14 protein-coding genes are annotated in these 18,817 nt (G+C 49.2%); 7 read left to right on the forward strand and 7 right to left on the reverse strand.

All coding sequences use genetic code 11. From position 1 onward, the window contains the following. Positions 1-13: 13 nt before the first annotated feature. The 4 genes from B4E62_RS09115 to blaKHM all read left to right on the forward strand — a co-directional run bounded on the left by B4E62_RS09115 (position 14) and on the right by blaKHM (position 6,414). Positions 14-541: a PEP-CTERM sorting domain-containing protein gene (locus B4E62_RS09115; protein WP_310069076.1), complete on the forward strand. Its 528-nt coding sequence runs from the start codon at positions 14-16 to the stop codon at positions 539-541. Then, positions 538-4,257, forward strand: coding sequence for a hypothetical protein (locus B4E62_RS09120; protein ID WP_331351835.1), 3,720 nt, complete (start codon positions 538-540; stop codon positions 4,255-4,257). Before B4E62_RS09115 ends, B4E62_RS09120 begins: the two co-directional genes overlap by 4 nt. A 178-nt stretch (positions 4,258-4,435) precedes the next feature. Beyond that, entirely contained in the window at positions 4,436-5,638 is a 1,203-nt protein-coding gene (nhaA, locus tag B4E62_RS09125; RefSeq protein ID WP_331351836.1) for a Na+/H+ antiporter NhaA, read from the forward strand. Positions 5,639-5,694: 56 nt separating this feature from the next. After that, positions 5,695-6,414 (forward strand): KHM family subclass B1 metallo-beta-lactamase, encoded by a 720-nt coding sequence (blaKHM, locus tag B4E62_RS09130; protein ID WP_331351837.1) that lies wholly within the window; start codon positions 5,695-5,697, stop codon positions 6,412-6,414. A gap of 165 nt (positions 6,415-6,579) precedes the next feature. Here the strand turns inward: blaKHM and B4E62_RS09135 are convergent, their stop codons facing one another. The 3 genes from B4E62_RS09135 to B4E62_RS09145 form a co-directional block, all read right to left on the reverse strand. Continuing rightward, on the reverse strand, positions 6,580-6,861 hold the full coding sequence (locus B4E62_RS09135) for a hypothetical protein (RefSeq protein WP_331351838.1): 282 nt from the start codon (positions 6,859-6,861) through the stop codon (positions 6,580-6,582). Positions 6,862-6,955: 94 nt separating this feature from the next. After that, entirely contained in the window at positions 6,956-8,164 is a 1,209-nt protein-coding gene (locus B4E62_RS09140; RefSeq protein ID WP_331351839.1) for an RtcB family protein, read from the reverse strand. 560 nt (positions 8,165-8,724) lie between these two features. After that, on the reverse strand, positions 8,725-9,879 hold the full coding sequence (locus B4E62_RS09145; RefSeq protein ID WP_331351840.1) for a DUF3592 domain-containing protein: 1,155 nt from the start codon (positions 9,877-9,879) through the stop codon (positions 8,725-8,727). Positions 9,880-10,465: 586 nt separating this feature from the next. Between B4E62_RS09145 and B4E62_RS09150 the strand changes: the two genes are divergently transcribed. Beyond that, positions 10,466-12,574, forward strand: a complete 2,109-nt coding sequence (locus B4E62_RS09150) for a pectate lyase (protein ID WP_331351841.1) — start codon at positions 10,466-10,468, stop codon at positions 12,572-12,574. A 77-nt stretch (positions 12,575-12,651) separates the two neighbouring features. Here B4E62_RS09150 and B4E62_RS09155 read toward each other — a convergent pair whose 3' ends face one another. The 4 genes from B4E62_RS09155 to glyQ all read right to left on the reverse strand — a co-directional run bounded on the left by B4E62_RS09155 (position 12,652) and on the right by glyQ (position 17,141). Next, complete coding sequence (locus B4E62_RS09155) at positions 12,652-13,413, reverse strand: lysophospholipid acyltransferase family protein (protein ID WP_331351842.1); 762 nt, start codon at positions 13,411-13,413, stop codon at positions 12,652-12,654. Positions 13,414-13,436: 23 nt separating this feature from the next. Beyond that, positions 13,437-14,012, reverse strand: a complete 576-nt coding sequence (gmhB, locus tag B4E62_RS09160) for a D-glycero-beta-D-manno-heptose 1,7-bisphosphate 7-phosphatase (protein WP_331351843.1) — start codon at positions 14,010-14,012, stop codon at positions 13,437-13,439. A gap of 100 nt (positions 14,013-14,112) precedes the next feature. Continuing rightward, a complete protein-coding gene (glyS, locus tag B4E62_RS09165) occupies positions 14,113-16,191 on the reverse strand; it encodes a glycine--tRNA ligase subunit beta (protein ID WP_331351844.1) in 2,079 nt (692 codons plus the stop codon). Then, on the reverse strand, positions 16,191-17,141 hold the full coding sequence (gene glyQ, locus B4E62_RS09170) for a glycine--tRNA ligase subunit alpha (protein WP_331351845.1): 951 nt from the start codon (positions 17,139-17,141) through the stop codon (positions 16,191-16,193). The genes glyS and glyQ overlap by 1 nt, the downstream gene beginning before the upstream one ends. A 201-nt stretch (positions 17,142-17,342) precedes the next feature. On the opposite strand from glyQ, the gene B4E62_RS09175 reads away from it, so the two are divergent. Then, positions 17,343-17,888 (forward strand): cytochrome b, encoded by a 546-nt coding sequence (locus B4E62_RS09175; protein WP_331351846.1) that lies wholly within the window; start codon positions 17,343-17,345, stop codon positions 17,886-17,888. 221 nt (positions 17,889-18,109) lie between these two features. After that, a complete protein-coding gene (locus B4E62_RS09180) occupies positions 18,110-18,676 on the forward strand; it encodes a CBS domain-containing protein (protein WP_310069041.1) in 567 nt (188 codons plus the stop codon). The last annotated feature ends 141 nt before the right edge of the window (positions 18,677-18,817 follow it).

Raw genomic sequence — 18,817 nt, forward strand, 5'->3', positions numbered from 1 at the left:
ACAGGGGTACGCTATGAAACTGAATTATTTTAAATCTATAAGTTTGCTGTTTACGTTTTTATTCTGTGTGGCCAATCCGGCCAGAGCCGCGCTGATTACGACAGAGTTTTCTGAATTGGTTGGCAATCAGGGCATAGTGGATATTAATCTCTCGCTCGCTAGCGGTGAAAACTTTAGCGGCTTTTCGCTGTATTTTTCTGAAACTTTGTTTGCCAATCTGGATATTAGATTCAGCCCCGCAGCATGGGACAGCATTGTTGTGCAACCCGATGCACTGCTCGGTGCAGGCCTGTTTGATAGCTACAACCCGGCAGGTTTGAGCTCGGGTGTTGCGCGCGTGTCGTTTACTTATCTCTCCACACTTCCGTTCGATGTGTTGGCCTATGATTTTTATGATGCAGATTTTTCCATCGTTGAATCAGGATCATCCACGAACGTCACCACTCCCGTGCCTGAGTCTTCGTCGATTATTTTGTTGCTGCTCGGCTTGATTGCAGTGGCGTTGCGTCAGTCCACCAAACGTCAGCAGGTGGCCGCATGAAAAATTTATTCTCGCGTTACTCATTGAGACATTTATCGGCGCTCTGTGCGCTCGCATTTTCCGCCGATAGTATGGCGTTGGATCTCAACGTCGTCACACTCAATAAGCTGAGTGAAACCCGTATCGACCGCACCACTTACGATTATGTATTTTCTGTCACCGTACAAAACGGTGCGCAAGCCGTTAACAACGCGGCGCAAACATTAACCGCGAGCGGTGCAGGCACTACCATTCTTGATGGCAGTGTGTTGCTCGGTAATCTCGCTAGCGGTGAACAAGTAACGCCAGCGGACACCATCAAAATTCGCCATAACCGTGCGCAGCCATTTGATCAATCGGCACTGGTGTGGTCTGCCAGCGGAACATTGGTGGCGTCATCGTCCAGCGCGGCAAGCAGTGTTGCAAATCGCGTGTTATTGAACGAGCCATTTAATATTGATAAAGCGACTTTGTTCAGTGCGGCTTATCGCTCCATTTCAACCGATTCATCCGCGCCATTATTGTTTGTGACCGGTGGCAACAGCGGCATTACGATTGCTAATAATCAATTAACGTTGGCAGCGGCACGCTTTACCATTGGCAATAAACCGCCGCGCACTAACACCTCGTCAGGTGATACCAGTGCCAATGGCGATTTTGATTTAAGCAAGCCCTATCGCATTTCATTTCGCGTCGTTACCGCGTCGGGTTCCGGTGCGCTGCAAGTGATGGTGGATAACAATACCACCAGCGGCGGCAATTCATTACACGGCAGTGCATCGCGCATATTTAATGCGAGTGCCAACAGTTTAGTGGCAGGGCAAGTGATTGAATTGTTGCCCACCATCGGCACAGCAAACTCATTTATTTCGCTGCGCACGGAAAGTTCTGCATCGGTAACGATTGATGATTTGGTCATTGAATATCTGGGTGGTGCGGTTACCAGTTCTGCTGGGCCTTCATCGCTAGCGGCATCATCAACACCTTTATCAAGCAAAAGTAGTACGCCGCTGATGTCCAGTTCAAGCGTGGCGACGTCAATCAATACTTCATCCAGTGTCGTTGCATCGGTTGCGCCAAGTAGTGCGGCAACCAGCCAATCTTCCAGCAGCGTTGCTTCCTACGATGGCGCTCTACGCCCAGCAAAAATGGAAGGCTTTGCTGCCCATGCGGGTGTGACCGGTGGGCAAGGTGGTGCAGTGGTAACCGTAACTACCGGCACGCAATTAAATGCAGCACTCTGCGCGCGTGCCACTATGAGTACACCGATTACCATTTTGGTGAACGGCACTATCAGCCACGCCAATACCACAGCGCAAGGTTGTAATACCCAAGCCGATGTCATTGAAATAAAACAAATGAGTAACGTTTCAATTATTGGCGTAGGTAAAAACGCTTTGTTTGAAGAAATTGGCATTCATGTGCGCGATGCGTCCAACATCATTTTGCAAAACCTGCATATCCGCAATGTGAAAAAAAGCGGCTCACTTACCTCTAACGGTGGTGATGCAATCGGTATGGAAACCAATGTGAATCGCGTGTGGATCGACCACAATCACCTTGAAGCATCCGGCGGCGAAAAAGATGGATACGATTCATTGTTGGATATGAAAGCGGGCGTGACTAACGTAACCGTTTCTTACAATTTGTATAACGATTCCAGCCGCGCCGGTTTGATCGGTTCCAGTGATAGCGACGATAAAAATACCAACATCACTTTCCATCATAACTGGTATAAAAACATTGAACAGCGCACGCCGTTAATTCGCCATGCGCTCGTGCATATGTACAACAACTATTGGTCGAACGATCGCATCGATTATATGTTCCATGCGATCAACTCGCGTATGAATGCGAAAGCCTTGATAGAAAGCAATTATTTTTACAATGTGAATAATCCACTGATCGCCTCCGACGATTCGGATGTTGCCGGTTGCTGGCAAACCAATGATGACAATACAGTACTGCCGTCGATTTACTACAGCCGCACAGTAGGCAATGGTGCCTTGGTAATTCCCGAAGTGGTGGATGGACAACTGCAATCAACCTGCAGCGTGACCGTGCCTTACACGGTTGAAATGGATCACTCATCCACAGTGCCGGAAATTGTGATGGCTAACGCAGGTGTGGGGAAAATTACTCCCTTCGTTAATGGCTCCAGCAGCAGTTCAAGCCCTGCCTCATCGAGCGCTGCGTCGCTTTCGTCCATCACCAGCAGCTCTTCAAAAAGCAGTTCGTCTGTGGTTAGTTCTTCAGTTACCAGCTCTGCAATTTCATCGAGTATCAGCAGTTCATCATCAAGCGCACCTTATATTCCCGGCGATGTAAACCTGAGCGCGGATTGTATTAATCTTGCAACTAATCCCCACGTCAACTGGCGCGATACCGCTTTGCAAACCGATCAGGAAATTGTGGAGTGTTTATATAAAACCCTCGGTACTCCAGTGGGCTATGGTGAAAATGCCAAAGGCGGATACGATCCTAACGGTAACAGCAAACTCACTATCATCACCAAAAATTCCAACACTTCGGTTGAGCAGCAAGTGTTGGATGCAATTAGCGGTGAAGCACACAACTGGATTGTGTTCGACAAAATCCAATTCGCTCAACCAACAGAAATTGGCATGTACCGTTTGGGTTGTAGCAATGCGACTGTGCAATCCATTCTCGGTGCAACCGAAGCAGAGTGTGTGAATTATCAACAATGGTGCGCAAAAAACAGTGTGAGTGAATCGGCGTGTGTGAGTACATTCTTTAATACCGCGATGAATAAATCCAATAACCCGATTCGCAATCCGGTGATTGGCTCTAACAAAAGTATCGATGGTCGCGGCAGTGAAGCTCACTTCCTGTTCAGCGGCTTTGCGATTGGCAAAGATTCCACTGGTCAACCGACACAAACCGCAACCAGTGTGATCCTCACGCATTTGAATTTTAAAGGCGCAGGCCACACCGAAGACCACTATGTTGACCCGGATATGGTTCGCTCCACCGGCGCCTCACACGATATCTGGATTCACAAAAATACTTTTGATACCACTGGCGACTCCGCATTTGATGTGAAAGTCGGTGCCTACGGCATCACCATGTCTTTCAATGAAATTCTCGATGTAAAACGCGCAACGCTGCACAGCTCCAGCGATAACCACACGATCGATGCGCAAATCCGAACCACTATGCACCACAATTTATTTGTGACACGCGATGCGAGCTACATGGCACTGGGTAATACATTGCGCCGCGTACCTCTGATCCGCCGTGGTACATCGCATATGGTGAATAACGTGTTTGTGAATTATCGCAAAGATCTGCTCAGCATTCGTGTGGGCGCGAGCGTGTTGCAGCAAGACAATATGTTTGTGGTCAACCGCATCCACCAGGAAAAAGCGGATCTCGCTTCATCACTTGCTGAGCTACAGACGAATCTGATTCGCGATGTGACTGGCGGTAATTATCGCGGCGAAGGCAACTTCGTCTGGTTCGGCGATGCAGCGTGTAATTTGGATGAAACCACCAAAACCGGCTTTACGATCAGCTCGGGTACAGTGGCCAATCTCGCCGCAAATTATTCCATCGCATCACAAGCCACACTCAACCACTGGCGCTTTGCGGCAGGTCAGGATTTGGTGGATTATCTGAGCGCAACCGCCGGTAAATATGGCCAGGCACCCTTCAATTCGCCGTTGGCGGGCGACAAGTATTATGTGTTGGGCTTGGGCAAGGTAGCCTGCCAGTAAGCCATTCGCAGTAGTTGTTTTATGAAACCCGCGCTGGCTACACCAGCGCGGGTTTTTGCATTCCAGTGGTGCACCAACCGTAAATTTAGGCAAATAAGCTATTGATTCGCTTGTAAAACTTTCGTTTCACGCCCATAAACCCCAATTCACGTAAAAAGATGAACAGGGCGAGGTACACATGATCCCGGGAATTAAGGCATTTTTTAAACTGGAAGCAGCGAGTGGTATTTTGTTGATATTGGCGGCCATCTTGGCGCTAATCGCAGCTAACTCCAGCTTAAAAATCTATTACGACCAGCTGCTTTCAGTGGATGTAGTCGTCGCCGTAGGCAGTTTTTCCATCGCCAAACCCCTGCTGCTATGGATTAACGATGGCCTGATGGCGCTGTTTTTTCTGATGGTCGGGCTCGAACTCAAGCGCGAAGTATTGGTCGGTGAGTTAAACCAGCTCTCCAAAATCGCCCTGCCGGGAATAGCGGCAATTGGCGGGATGCTGGTGCCCGCGTTGATTTATGCATTTATCAATCGCCATGATGCCTACGCTCTGCACGGCTGGGCGATTCCCACCGCAACTGACATCGCCTTTGCGCTCGGCATCCTGAGTCTGCTCGGCTCGCGCATTCCGGTGAGCTTGAAAGTCTTCCTTGTCTCGCTCGCGATTTTTGATGATATAGGCGCGATCATTATCATCGCGCTTTTCTACACCGATAACCTCTCACTCACCGCGATCATCAGCGCTGGTATAGGTATTGGTGTGATGGTGCTGATGAATCGCCAGGGTGTGGTCAGCAAAGCGGCTTACCTGTTTGTCGGCTTGGTGGTGTGGGTGAGCCTGCTCAAGTCCGGCGTACATGCGACTTTGGCGGGCGTCGCCATCGCCCTGTGCATTCCTTTCAGAGGCCTGGATTCCGAAGGTAAAGTGCAGAGCCCCATGCACGACATCGAAAAAGACCTGCACAGCCCGGTCGCCTTTGCGATCCTGCCGCTGTTCGCCTTTGCCAACGCGGGTTTGTCGCTCTCAGGGCTGAGCATCAACGATGTCTTCTCACCTGTATCGCTCGGCATTTTGCTCGGCCTGTTCGTGGGCAAACAATTGGGCGTTATGCTATTCACCTGGCTCGCGGTAAAACTGCGCATCGGCAAACTGCCGGACGATGTTAACTGGGCGCAGCTCTACGGCGTTGCGGTCATCTGCGGCATCGGCTTCACCATGAGTTTATTTATCGGCTCACTCGCGTTTGAACAAACCATTGAAAATCAGGCAATGAATGACCGCTTGGGGATTTTGGTGGGTTCGTTTTTGTCGGCGCTCTTGGGCTATGTGTGGCTGCGGTATGTGGCTAAGCCGAAGGTGGACGTGGGGAGTCATGATCAGGTGTAGTGATTTGAATATCTATAGGCAGCATCTTTTTTAACAAATTAAAGGAATTCAACGAAATGAAAGTTTTTCTAGCTGCAAGCTTATTTTTTTTATCAAGCATCACTTTTGCTGAAGATCCACTACCCGAATTGGAAATTAAGAAAATCGACGACGGTGTTTATCTGTACACCGCTTACGAAAAAATCGAAGGCTGGGGGCTGGTTGGTTCTAACGGATTAGTCGTGCTTGATAACAAAGATGCGTATCTGATTGATACACCCATTTCAGCCCCAGACACTGAAAAGTTAGTGAAATGGATTGACGCACAGGGCTTTACAACCAAGGCAAGTATTTCAACACATTTCCACAGCGACAGCACAGGCGGTATTGCATTTCTCAACTCAAAGTCCATTCCAACTTATGCCTCCAAGCTAACTAACCAGTTGCTTAAAAAGAAAGGCGAAGCACAAGCCACTCATTCGTTTACCAAAAACCCCTTTTGGTTGGTCAATAAAAAGATAGAAGTGTTTTATCCCGGTGCTGGTCATACACGCGATAATCTAGTGGTGTGGATGCCAGAGCAAAAAATTCTATTCGGCGGCTGTTTTGTCAAACCGGAAGGTCTTGGCAATCTGGGTGATGCAGTGATAGAGGACTGGCCTGCTTCTGCCGAAAAACTTATCGCCCGCTATAGCAGTGCAACATTGGTGGTTCCCGGTCACGGAAAAATTGGCGATGCATCGCTACTGACAAAAACCAAGCAGCGTGCAGTTGAAGCTGTTGCCGCTAAAAAGTGAATGTCAAATAGGAGCGAGCAATGAACACCCATGAAAAACTCAATTACGTCGAATTTGCCGCGTGGTCGGAAGCAACAAATTAATCGCTGTAACTAAATGGCACTGGTTTACGCAGTACCAATTTCATACGAGTACAAATAGAGCAGCCCAAAACACGGATTTCATTTAGTGCAGGGTGATTATCGCGCGCTTTGGGCTGCTCTCTTGCGTATCGAAATTATTAACACTAATTCTGCTCCCCGCTGGTGAACGGGTGGCCGATGCCCCTCCTTTTACATCAAGCCACTCGTTAACTTTGCGTTTCATTTCATGCTTGGCGGCCTTACGTTTAGCTTTTTCCGTTTTTTCATGCACACCACCTTTGCTCATAATGGGGTGAAATGCATGACCGTTGCGCCGTTCCTGTTTCTTACCTTTTGTGTTCCTGTCGTCTTGCTGATTGGGCATGATTGCCTCCTGTTAACTGGCTAGTAAAAACCATTCGGGATTGTTCGCCGCTATTAAGCGGCGTTTTGCTTTTGCATTCTTGGCGATGAGTTCATCATCCTTTTATACACAAAACTTGTTTGAGTGTATGAACCACTTCTATCAAGTCAGATTGGTTGTGCATAACCTCATCAATGTCTTTGTATGCCGCAGGAATTTCATCAATCACTGCTTTATCTTTGCGACATTCAACGCCTTTGGTTTGTGCGATTAAATCTTCTTTGCTAAATGCATGGCGTGCGGCCGTTCGGCTCATTTTTCTACCGGCACCGTGGGCACAGGAGCAAAATGAATCGGCATTGCCTTTTCCGCGCACAATAAAAGATTTAGCGCCCATGCTGCCGGGAATAATTCCCAGCTCACCTTCGCGTGCACTAATGGCTCCTTTACGGGTGACCAATACATCAGCGCCGAAATGATGTTCGCGGCTCACGTAATTATGGTGACAGTTAATCGCGTGGCGATCGGCCTGAAACTTGGGCAAAAACGGTGCTATCGCACGCAATACCAAACCCATAATTTCATTGCGATTTAAACGCGCATATTCCTGTGCCCAATTGACTGCCGTTACATAATCCACAAAGTGCTCACTGCCTTCGGTGAAATACGCCAAATCTTTATCGGGCAAGTTGTGAATGTGTTTTCCCATATCTTTTTTGGCGAGGGCAATAAAATATTGCCCGATCGCATTACCTATTCCACGGCTGCCAGTGTGCAGCATGATCCACACGTCTTTGTTTTCATCCACACAGACTTCAATAAAATGATTGCCGCTACCGAGTGTTCCCATTTGTTTAGTCCAAATGGTGTTCGGTTGTTTTAACATCTTCATCACTGTGGGATGTTTTTCAAAAAGCCACTCCACACCCGCTGCCATTTGTTTGCATGCGCCTTCACGAATGCTTACCGTTTTATGCGCGAGCAAACCGACTGGCACGGCGCGTTCGATCGCACTGCGCATTGCGGGGAGGTTATCCGGCAGTTGGGATGATTTAACCGAAAGCCGCACCGCACTCATGCCGCAACCAATATCCACACCCACTGCAGCGGGAATAATGGCATTTAACGTTGGTATCACCGCGCCTACGGTTGCACCAATACCTAAGTGCACATCGGGCATGGCGGCTATGTGCGAATGAATAATTGGCAGCTCGGCAATTTTTTTCAGTTGCGTCAGCGCCTCATTTTCAATATCGCGGGTGTAAATTTTTACGGGTTTAAAACCATTTCCCGCATTTTTGTTTAATTCAATTTTTACAGGCATAGAAATCCCTTAAGTGAAATTTTTGAAAAATCACTTTGCTTTACAAAAAATGAAACCTTCGAGTTGGCTTTTTAAATCGCAGAAAAGAAAAAGCCCCGATTAGTTTCCTAATCAGGGCTTTAGTGTTGCGCCTGACAGGAAGGTTTTGTTATCACCTTCCAAGTCTGAATACTCAAAAGGGTTTTAGCGGTTGGTATAATTCGCGTAAGTCATAATTGAGTACTCCATAAGTTGTGACAAACAAGTTGTCGGGTTGAAAAACAAAGTGCTTTTAGCACCTTGGAAATTGGGCGCGATAATACGCCGTTTTTTTGAGCTGTCAATAAAACGCCTAAAACTTTTTTAGAAACGCTGTATGCTTTCCTAGCGATTTTTTAAGTATGTTGTCGAATCATTTTCAACGTATCAATCTATTCAATCTTATATCCACTCAACCCCCCAATCGCCTCCAACGCCAACTGCACCGTATCGCGTCCTTTTAAATTCATTGCGATGGGAATTTTTTTGCCGTCGTGGTTGAGTGCGATAATTTTTACAAATGTCTTGTTAGTCGTTTGCGCTCAGTAGTCAGAGCGGGCTTGTTCGGCAGTGGCAAACATGGGGATCTCAAATTCGCGCCTTAGGTTCACACCCGGTAAGCGGGCGGCCAATTCCAGTCGCCAGAAGCGATAGTCAGTACTCATAGGTTCGGACGCGGGCAGATTATCGGGGATGTCAAAATGCAGGCTTAACGCTGTGCCACCCAGTGCGGATGCTTGGCTATCTGCCAGCCCCTGTGCTTGCCAGAGGATAGTTTCCGTGAGGTGGCGATTTTTGTTGGAGCCGGTTGCATAGCTGTGCACACATTGCAGGCGGACGTGAAAACGTTGCTGGTTGTTATAAGCCAATGGTAGTTCGAGTGTCCCCCCAAACTGTCCGCCGATGAGGCAGGGATAGGGGTGAAGCCTCAGTGTCAGTGGACCAAAGCGACGCCAGTCAAGCGTGGTGTTAATTGCCTGGTAGAGCAGGTAAATCCCTATCAATGGAAACACCAGAATAAGCAGGAAGAAAAAATTTCCCGCCGCCAGTTCACGTGGAACTGCCGTAACACCCAGTAGTGAGAGTAGGTTCCAGATCAGGGTGAAGCCCCAGGTAAGCCAGAGCCCACTTTTGCTATTGCAGCTTACTTCCGGGCTGGCCCGCCGCTGTCCGCGCCAGGGCTTGTGCATCGGAGTGCTGCGCAACAGGTTGCTTAGGGCGGAGTATGACAAGCCAATTCCAATGCTGCCGAACATCACTACAAATATCATCTGGAAACCCACCATGCCCCAATGCATATCGCGATTGAGCACTGCCTCGGTGGGGTTGGACGGGTTTACCCAGGCGGGCACGGATTGCTGCTGGCGCCAAGCCTCTTTCAAGACATAAGCCAGGTTGTATTGGAAGTCACCGATATTGTCGCTACCTTCCATGATTGATACCCGCTCGCCGGTGTAGTGTTTTCCCTGATATTGATAGAGGTACCGGGCCTTAGGCGAATAGGTGCTGCTGTCACCACTATTGTCTATCACCAGTTCGGCGTGCTGTAACTCGGCGCTTACCTGAGGCCAGGATTTCATCTGCTGCCATACAAACAGGTTGGGAAGAATACTCAGAAACAAGGTTATTAGGCCGACACCGGCGAAGGGCAATCCCAGCAGCAACATCATCCAATAAACTTGCAGGTTTTTATTCATATGTGCGAATTTCCCTGGTGATCCGAACCTATGGTGGATTGCCATTTTGAGGGCTATCTAAGCCCGATTAAGATCAGAGAGTGTAGCGGTTAAGGGGCTCCTGGGGTACATCGGTACCGGCTGCCTTAAACTAAGTGTTAAGGCGAATGAAAACGATTACACCTGTTTTATTAAAATAAAGTAACCGTTATCAAAGAAATTATTAGTATTTTTATCACAAAAAATAGTGATTTCTGTGATTTCCCAACTTGACGATTTTCCCGCCGACGCGCACTATGTTTGCCTTGGCAAGCGCTGCTTGGCCAAGGCGGGAATCATTCACAGGTTCCCGAAAGGGGTTCCGGTACCAATAACAATAAAGCCGGTCACCCGGGATGAGTTTTCAGGCGGTTCATCCAGTGTTATTTCCCAAGGTTTTTATCCCAACAAGGCTGCGTTCTTTATTGGTTCTCTAAGTCCAGCAGCCATGGCGCCTTGACGGCGTATCGGCGTTTTCGGTCTTTATCCCTGCTGCAGATCAGCGGCAATGTTTTGCACATAACAACAATCCGAATAACAACGATATAGCTACGACAAGGTAACCAAGATGAAATCTACGACTATTACCCGTCGTATTGGCCAGTACGTGTTTTGCGCGGCTGCCAGTACGCTACTCACCTGTGCCGTGCAGGCACAAACTCTCGGCGCTAACCTCGCTATTACCGGCCCCAGTGCTGCTGCCGATGGTTCCGGTTTTGATAATACCAAGCTGGTGCGCGATGGCAGTACCAGCACCGTTTCCCTTGCCAGTGGCACCAGCAACCAGCGCGTGTCGGTGAAATGGGGCAGTGCGGTGACGTTTAATACTGTGATCCTGCGTGAAGCAGGCAGCAAAGTGACGACCTGGAGTTTGGTGGATAACGATACCGGCACAGTCCTGGCGACAGGGACCGGAATCGGTGCGCAGCGAGTGGTAAATATCGCAAGCCGCAGCACCAAAAAAGTTAATCTGATTGTGAATGCGACCAGTGCGCCCGGCATTGCGGAATTTGAAGTCTATAACGCGACCGGCACTGCATCTTCAACTCCAGTCTCCAGTGTTGCTCCGTCCAGCGTCCCTGCATCCAGTACACCGGTGAGCAGTTCATCCAGATCCTCAGTTGCACCGAGCAGTATTCCTGCCTCCAGCAGCCGTTCATCAGTGGCGCCCAGCAGTGTGCCTGCGTCTTCGGTAGCGCCAAGTAGTGTTCCTGCATCCAGTAGATCGAGCAGCAGTGTTTCATCGGTTGTGGATAACGGTACCATCAGCGCTGATTGTATTCGCGTAGCGACTAACCCATCAGTCAACTGGCGCGATACTTCGTTGAAGACCGATCAGGAAATTGTTTCCTGTTTGTCCAAAACCTTGGGCGAGCCAGTCGGTTACGGTGAAAATGCCAAAGGTGGATACGACCCTAACGGCAACAGCAAACTCACCATCATTACCAAAAATTCCAGCGTGTCAGTTGAGCAACAAATTCTCAACGCGATTACCGGCGAAGAACACAACTGGATCGTATTCGACAAAATCCAATTCGCGCAGCCGCACGAAATTGGTATGTACCGTTTAGGTTGCAGCAACCCGACGGTGCAATCGATTCTCGGCGCGACCGAAGCCGAGTGTGTGAACTACACGCAATGGTGCGCAAAAAATGGTGTGAGCAGTGCGAATTGTGTTACGCAATTTTTTAATAACGCGATGAATAAATCCAATAACCCGATTCGCAATCCAGTCATTGGCTCTAACAAAACCATCGACGGCCGCGGCAGTGAGGCTTACTTCCTGTTCAGTGGATTTGCGATTGGAAAAGACCAGACAGGCACGCCAACGCAAACTGCTAACAGCGTGATAATGACCCACCTGAAATTCCAGGGCGCCGGCCACACGGAAGACCATTACTGTGACCCGGATATGATCCGCTCCACTGGGGCATCAAAAGATATCTGGATTCACAAAAATACCTTCGATACCACTGGTGACTCCGCGTTTGATGTCAAAGTCGGCGCACACAATGTGACTATGTCATTTAACCGTTTGGTGAATGTGAAGCGCGCGGTATTGCACGGCTCCAGCGACAGCCACACCATCGACAAACAAATCACCACCACCATGCACAACAACGCGTTTGTCACCACTGACGACAGCTATATGTTGTTGGGTAATACCCTGCGCCGTGTACCACTGTTGCGCCACGGTAAAACTCATATGTTCAACAATGTGTTTGTAAATTATCGCAACCAGATTTTGAGTTTGCGGGTGGGCGCGAGTGCGTTGATGGAAGACAGTGTATTTGTGGTAAATGCCGTACATCAGGAGAAAGCGACAGTCGAAGCATCGCTCGCGGAAATCAGCGCGAATTTATTCAAAGATATTAGCGGCGGCTCTTTCCGCAATGATCGTAACCTGCTCTGGTTCAGTGACGCTGCGTGTAATTTAACGGCGTCTACCCAAACTGCATTGACGGCGACTAACGGCACAGTCGCTAACTTGGCCAGCAATTACAACGCCGCATCACAGGCGACTATTAATAGCTGGCGCTTTGCTGCCGGTCAGTATCTGGTGGATTATGTGAGTGCAACAGCGGGCAAACACGGCCAGATCCCTTATAACTCACCACTCGCGGGTGACCGTTATTATGTATTGGGTTTGGGCAAGGTGGCTTGCCAGATTCGCTAAGTTATTGGTTCTAACGCGTTAAATAAAAACGGCCGATCTGGAAACAGATCGGCCGTGTTGTTTCAAATCTACTACGCTTATTTCATATCAAGATCGGCATTAACACTCATTCGCTTTCCATCTTTTCGTGCTGGTGGCATTTTCGCAATCTCACCTTCAATCCAATTTTTTACTTCTTCCGTTAATTGCTTGCGGTCTTTGCCTTCGGTTGCAAAAGGTTCGCTGATCACAACGCGAATAGTGCCGGGGTATTTTATAAACTGTTTGTGCGGCCAACATTCACCCGCGTTGTGTGCAACGGCGATAATCGGTACTCCTGCGCTGATGGCGATATCGGCACCGCTGCGTGCGTAGTTGCCAATCTGGCCAACAGGTGTACGAGTGCCTTCAGGAAAAATCAATAAGTTATTGCCTTGCTGTAAACGACGCAGGCCTATGCGTTTAATTTCTTTTAAGGCTTGGATCGGGTTGCTGCGGTCAATGGCGATGGGGCGCAAACTCGCTAAACCCCAACCAAAAAACGGGATGCGGAATAATTCTTTTTTAAGGATAGTGCTGACCGGGCCAAAATAATATTGCAGGAACATGGTCTCCCAAGTGCTTTGGTGTTTGGCCATTACTACACAAGGAAATTTATCTGCGTGTTTGCTGCCAATAATTTCAAGGCGTACACCGCAGCAAATGCGCAACCAAAACATCACAAAACGGTTCCAGCAAGTGACAATGCGCCAGCGCCAGCTGTACGGAAATATCGGCCAAATAATGACGCCAATCAAACCGATAATGATGCTCGTCAGGTTGTAACCAATACTGAATAAAAGACTGCGGAGTTTGAGCACGTTAATTCCTGTTATCTGTTCCGTTAATGAGTAGATGCAAGAATAAAATCTGCAGCGGCGGCGAGGTTGTCAAACACTTGCACTTGCTCGGACGTGACTTGTGGTGAATCTGTTTGCAAACCGGGAACTGCTAATTGCGCCAGTGTGCGCACGCCATTGCCGGTTCTTACCAGCGCTGGTTTGCAACCCTTTTGCACGGCGGCCTGTAAATCGCGCAGGCTGTCACCGATAAAATAACAAGACTCTACGGACGTATTAAATTCGGCTTCAATCGCATCCAACATACCCGGCATAGGTTTTCTGCATTTGCAGTTGTCATCCGGGTGATGGGGGCAATAAAAAATCCCGCCGAGCTCTCCGCCGTTTTCTTCTACCAAGCCAGTAATTTTTTCGTGCATGGACTCCAGGTCTTCCAGCTCAAATTTACCTTTGGCAAGGCCAGCCTGGTTAGTGGCGATAACAACGGTAAAGCCCGCTTTGTTCAAGCGCACAATGGCATCGATGCTGCCTTCAATCGGAATGCATTCATCGGCGGATTTCACATAGTCGTCGCGGTCGTGATTAATCACACCATCGCGGTCGAGAATAATTAATTTCATGGATAAATCCGATAGATCTGTATGCCCTCGTCATACCCGCGAACGCGGGTATCCAAAAGCTGGATTCCTGCGTTCGCAGGAATGACGGAGGGGGATGAGATTAGTTCTTGGCAGGAACCAAATAAGAAATATCCGCCACTTCCAAAAACAATCCACGCAGTTGTTGCAGTAACGCCAAGCGGTTTTGTTGCAGCGCCGGGTCATCACTCATCACCATTACACTGTCAAAAAAAGCATCAACAGGTTGTTGTAAATCGGCGAGTGCCGCGAGTGCTTTGGTGTATTCACGTGCAGCGAACAGCGGAGCCACTACAGCGGCTTTTGCACTGACAGCTGCAGCGAGAGTTTTCTCTGCGTCTTCTTGCAAGAGTGCAGCATTAACTTCCGTACTATGCGCCGCATTTTGTTTAGCGAGAATATTGGATACACGTTTGTTCGCCGCAGCGAGTGCCTGCGCTTGCGACAACTTGCTGAATTCATTGACCGCGAGTACACGCTGGTTAATGTCCAGTGGTTGCGACAATTGTTTTGCGGTTACCGATTGGAAAACTTCTGCGGGGATATTGGCATCTTCAAAGAAAGCGCGGAAACGCTCCAGCATGTAAGCCAATACTTGCTCGACCAACTCATCACCAACAGTGAGATTTTTGTGTTGGTTTTTAGCGAAGGTCAGCAGCTCACGCAAATCGAGCGCGAGATTTTTTTCCACCAGAATGCGTAGCACTGCAATACTTGCACGACGCAAGGCAAACGGATCTTTGGAGCCGGTAGGTTGTTGGCCAATACCAAAAATACCGGTGATAGTATCGAGGCGATCAGCAAGCGCGATAATCGCGCCGGTCGTTGTTGCAGGCAATTGGTCGCCCGCAAAGCGCGGCATATATTGCTCGTTCATCGCAGCGGCAACTTCGGCGTTTTCGCCATCGTTAACCGCGTAGTAATAACCGGCGATGCCTTGCATATCGTCGAACTCGCCGACCATATTGGTTACGAGATCAGATTTACACAATTGTGCAGCACGTTCTGCTGATGCGGCATCCGCATTTAATTTACCGGCAATTAATTTTGCCAGGCCAGCAACGCGTTCGGTTTTATCGTAAATGGTGCCGAGCTGCGCCTGGAACACGATAGTTTTTAAACGATCGCGCAATGACGCGAGCGTGGTTTTCTTATCAGTTTCAAAGAAGAACGCCGCATCGGAAAGACGCGGGCGAATTACACGTTCGTTACCGTCGATAATTTGCGATGGATCTTTACTTTGAATATTTGCCACGGTAATGAAGTTGTTTTTTAACTTGCCGTTAACATCCACCACATGGAAATATTTTTGGTGTTCTTTCATGGAAGCAATTAGTGCTTCAGCTGGAACAGCGAGAAAACGCTCCTCAAATTTTCCGGTCAGCGCGACTGGCCATTCAACCAAGGCGGTAACTTCATCGAGCAGGGCAGGTTCGATAACCGCAACACCGCCGACTTTTTTCGCTTCGGCTTCCACTTGTTGTTTGATGGTCGCACCGCGCTCAGCAAAATCCGCGACAACAAAACCGGTATTTTTTAATACGCTGGCGTAATCGCTCGCTTTAGCGAGGTCGATAGTGTTGTTGTAATGGAAACGGTGGCCGCGTGTGGTGCGGCCAGCGGTTAAGCCGAGCAAGCTGGCGTTGATAACATCGCTACCAAACAACATCACCAACCAATGAACAGGGCGTACAAACTCTTCGCGTTTTGCGCCCCATTTCATGCGTTTGGCAATGGGTAATTTTGCCAAGGCATCGGCAACAACAGCTTCAAGTAATTCAACGGTTTTTTTACCTTCGGCGGTAATACGTGCAACCAGTTTTTCCGCTTTGCCGTCATTTTCTGCTTTCAGCTCGGAGGCTGCGATACCATTTTTTTCGGCAAACGCGAGCGCGGCTTTGGTGGGCTGGCCTTCTTTATCAAACGCGATTGCCGCTGGTGGGCCCCAGACAACTAATTCTTTCGACGGGGTTTCGCTGGCGAGATTTTCTACCAGTACGGCCAAACGGCGCGGTGCGGCAAAAGGTTTAATTGCGGTGAACGATAATTCCGCCGCTTTTAAATTCGCTTCAATAGTTTCGGCAAACGAAGCCATCAAATTCTTCAATGCTTTTGGTGGTAACTCTTCGGTACCCAATTCAACTAAAAAATCAGCAGACATTATTTTTCCTCCGCAATTGCAGCGAGCATTTCGTTGCGCAGGGCTTCAGGCGCAAGTGGGAAGCCGAGGGCTTTGCGGCTATCGTAATAGGCTTGGGCAACAGCGCGGGACAGCGTGCGCACGCGCAAAATAAAACGCTGGCGCTCGGTCACGGAAATCGCGTGGCGCGCATCGAGCAAGTTAAAGGCGTGTGAGGCTTTCATCACCATCTCGTAAGCGGGCAGCGGCAGATTTTTTTCCATCAAGCGCTGGCTTTCTTTTTCGTAGAAATCAAAATTATTGAACAAGAATGTGGTGTCGGCTTCTTCAAAGTTGTAAGTAGATTGCTCCACTTCGTTTTGATGGAACACATCGCCGTAGGTAACTTTGTCGCCGTTAGGATTAATTGTCCATACCAGATCAAAAATCGAATCCACACCTTGCAGGTACATGGCGATACGCTCGATGCCGTAAGTGATTTCGCCAGTAACGGGGAAACATTCGAGACCGCCAACTTGTTGGAAGTAAGTGAACTGCGTAACTTCCATCCCGTTCAACCAGACTTCCCAACCCAGACCCCAAGCGCCGAGGGTGGGCGATTCCCAGTTGTCTTCCACAAAACGGATGTCATGCACGTTGGTGTCGATACCCATTTCGCGCAGTGAACCTAAATACAAATCCTGAATATCGGCGGGCGAGGGTTTCATCGCCACCTGGAATTGATAGTAGTGTTGCAAGCGGTTGGGGTTTTCACCGTAGCGGCCATCTTTCGGGCGACGGCAGGGCTGCACATAGGCGGTATTCCAGGTTTCCGGGCCTATGGCGCGCAGGAAAGTCGCAGGGTGGAAAGTACCGGCGCCGACTTCGAGGTCGAGCGGCTGCAGAATCACGCAACCCTGGCGCGCCCAATAATCTTGCAGGGCGAGAATCAAGCCCTGGAAGGTGCTTACGTCATAACGTTTTTCGGACATGGTAGACCTGATCTTATGAAGGTAGAAAAATGCGGCGATTATAGCCATCAAACCCGCGCAATGGCAGCGCCTGGTCAAGTTCTGTAAAAATACCTGTGCGACCGGAACGATTCGCTCAACAACAGGACAAAAGCGCGCAGACCGCTACCCTGCTTCCAGGGCACACAACAACAAAAATCGATTAGCAACCAAGGAACACCTATGGATACCCAAGAAAAACTAAGCCCCCTGACCATCGCCCTGCACTGGGTTGTCGCCCTGACCCTGATTGCCCTTATCGGGATCGGCTTTTATATGTCGTGGTATGAGGTTTACCCGTTGTACGACTGGCATAAAGCCTTTGGCGTGCTGATTTTTGCGGTGATTCTGCTGCGCGTGTGGTGGCGGATCAAAAACGGTTGGCCAACGCCAGTGCGTGACTACCCGAAACTCGAACATCGTTTGGCGCAGGCGACCCATTGGGTATTGATTGTTGGCACGGTGCTGATGCCGATCTCGGGCATGATTTATTCCGGTCTGGGCGGTTACGGCATCAAAGTCTTCGGTTGGGTGATGGTGCCGGGCAATAAAAATGCGGAAGGCCAGACTGAACCCTTCCATGCGGGGTTGAGCAGCTTGGGGCAGTTCACCCATGAGTGGCTGGGCTATCTGCTTGCGGTGGCGATCATCCTTCACATTGCCGGTGCAATCAAGCATCACCTGATCGATAAAGACCGCACGCTTTTGCGCATGCTCGGCCGCAAATAGCCTTGAATTGGTGCGTTTTGATTGTAGATTTGCGCGCCGAGTAAAGCCCACGTAAACACGGAGTAAATCCAGCGTAAAAGCCCGCTTGTGCGGGTTTTAATCAGCCCCGGTAAGGCCTATGTTGTATTTACAGAGAGAGCGCCAGGAGGGCGATCAAGTCGCCGGATGCATTTGAATTACGCGCTCCTTCTGGATTACTCATTTTCTTATCGGGGCTTGTTATGAAAAATTTAAACGTGTTTGCGTTAGCGGCGAGTGACCATTTGGTGCAGCCAGAAGAGTTTAGCGATGTTCAGGCCACTACCTCCGCGCTGGCGATTCTCACGGATTTCCGCAGCCATAAACCTCATATGGTGGATAGCCATCTGGAAGCGACTGAAGCGCTGGAAGTGATGTTGGCCGAAGCTGTCAAAACCAAAATTGTGGTGGATGACAGCAAAGAATTTATCGGCGTGATCAGCGTAGACGACCTGGCCGACCACAATATGTTGCTCAAACAAATGGCGTTGCACGTCAAACGCGATGAGCTGCTGGTGCGCGATCTAATGCACGCCCGCGCCAATATCCGCGCCGTTGAATACGATCAATTCAAACATGCGACTGTGGCCGATATCGTTTCTACCCTGAAGAAAACCCATCAGGAATATCTGTTGGTTGTGGATAAAGATGCGCATCATATTCGCGGCATAGTCTCCTCACGCGATATCGCCAGCCGTTTGCATGCCCCAGTGGAGATCGAGAAAGAGCTGACCTTTGTGGATATTTTTACCGCGGTAAAAGTGCACTGAAATACAGCGTACTTACTGCTCGCTTATATTGCTTCATCGTTAACACTCCCTCGGCGCCCTGTGGCGCCTTTTTTTTGCATCCCGTTTTTATAGGGCTGTCCCAAGGCCGGCAAATGGCCCCTTGCGTGCGTTGAGACAGCC

Origin of the sequence: Cellvibrio sp. UBA7671 (assembly GCA_002483145.1) — a bacterium.
Taxonomy (GTDB): domain Bacteria; phylum Pseudomonadota; class Gammaproteobacteria; order Pseudomonadales; family Cellvibrionaceae; genus Cellvibrio; species Cellvibrio fibrivorans.

Coding starts and splice junctions, on each gene's coding strand:
- B4E62_RS09115 (WP_310069076.1), top strand. CDS start 14: ATGAAACTGAATTATTTTAAATCTATAAGTTTGCTGTTTACGTTTTTA.
- B4E62_RS09120 (WP_331351835.1), top strand. CDS start 538: ATGAAAAATTTATTCTCGCGTTACTCATTGAGACATTTATCGGCGCTC.
- nhaA (WP_331351836.1), top strand. CDS start 4,436: ATGATCCCGGGAATTAAGGCATTTTTTAAACTGGAAGCAGCGAGTGGT.
- blaKHM (WP_331351837.1), top strand. CDS start 5,695: ATGAAAGTTTTTCTAGCTGCAAGCTTATTTTTTTTATCAAGCATCACT.
- B4E62_RS09135 (WP_331351838.1), bottom strand. CDS start 6,861: ATGCCCAATCAGCAAGACGACAGGAACACAAAAGGTAAGAAACAGGAA.
- B4E62_RS09140 (WP_331351839.1), bottom strand. CDS start 8,164: ATGCCTGTAAAAATTGAATTAAACAAAAATGCGGGAAATGGTTTTAAA.
- B4E62_RS09145 (WP_331351840.1), bottom strand. CDS start 9,879: ATGAATAAAAACCTGCAAGTTTATTGGATGATGTTGCTGCTGGGATTG.
- B4E62_RS09150 (WP_331351841.1), top strand. CDS start 10,466: ATGAAATCTACGACTATTACCCGTCGTATTGGCCAGTACGTGTTTTGC.
- gmhB (WP_331351843.1), bottom strand. CDS start 14,012: ATGAAATTAATTATTCTCGACCGCGATGGTGTGATTAATCACGACCGC.
- glyS (WP_331351844.1), bottom strand. CDS start 16,191: ATGTCTGCTGATTTTTTAGTTGAATTGGGTACCGAAGAGTTACCACCA.
- glyQ (WP_331351845.1), bottom strand. CDS start 17,141: ATGTCCGAAAAACGTTATGACGTAAGCACCTTCCAGGGCTTGATTCTC.
- B4E62_RS09175 (WP_331351846.1), top strand. CDS start 17,343: ATGGATACCCAAGAAAAACTAAGCCCCCTGACCATCGCCCTGCACTGG.
- B4E62_RS09180 (WP_310069041.1), top strand. CDS start 18,110: ATGAAAAATTTAAACGTGTTTGCGTTAGCGGCGAGTGACCATTTGGTG.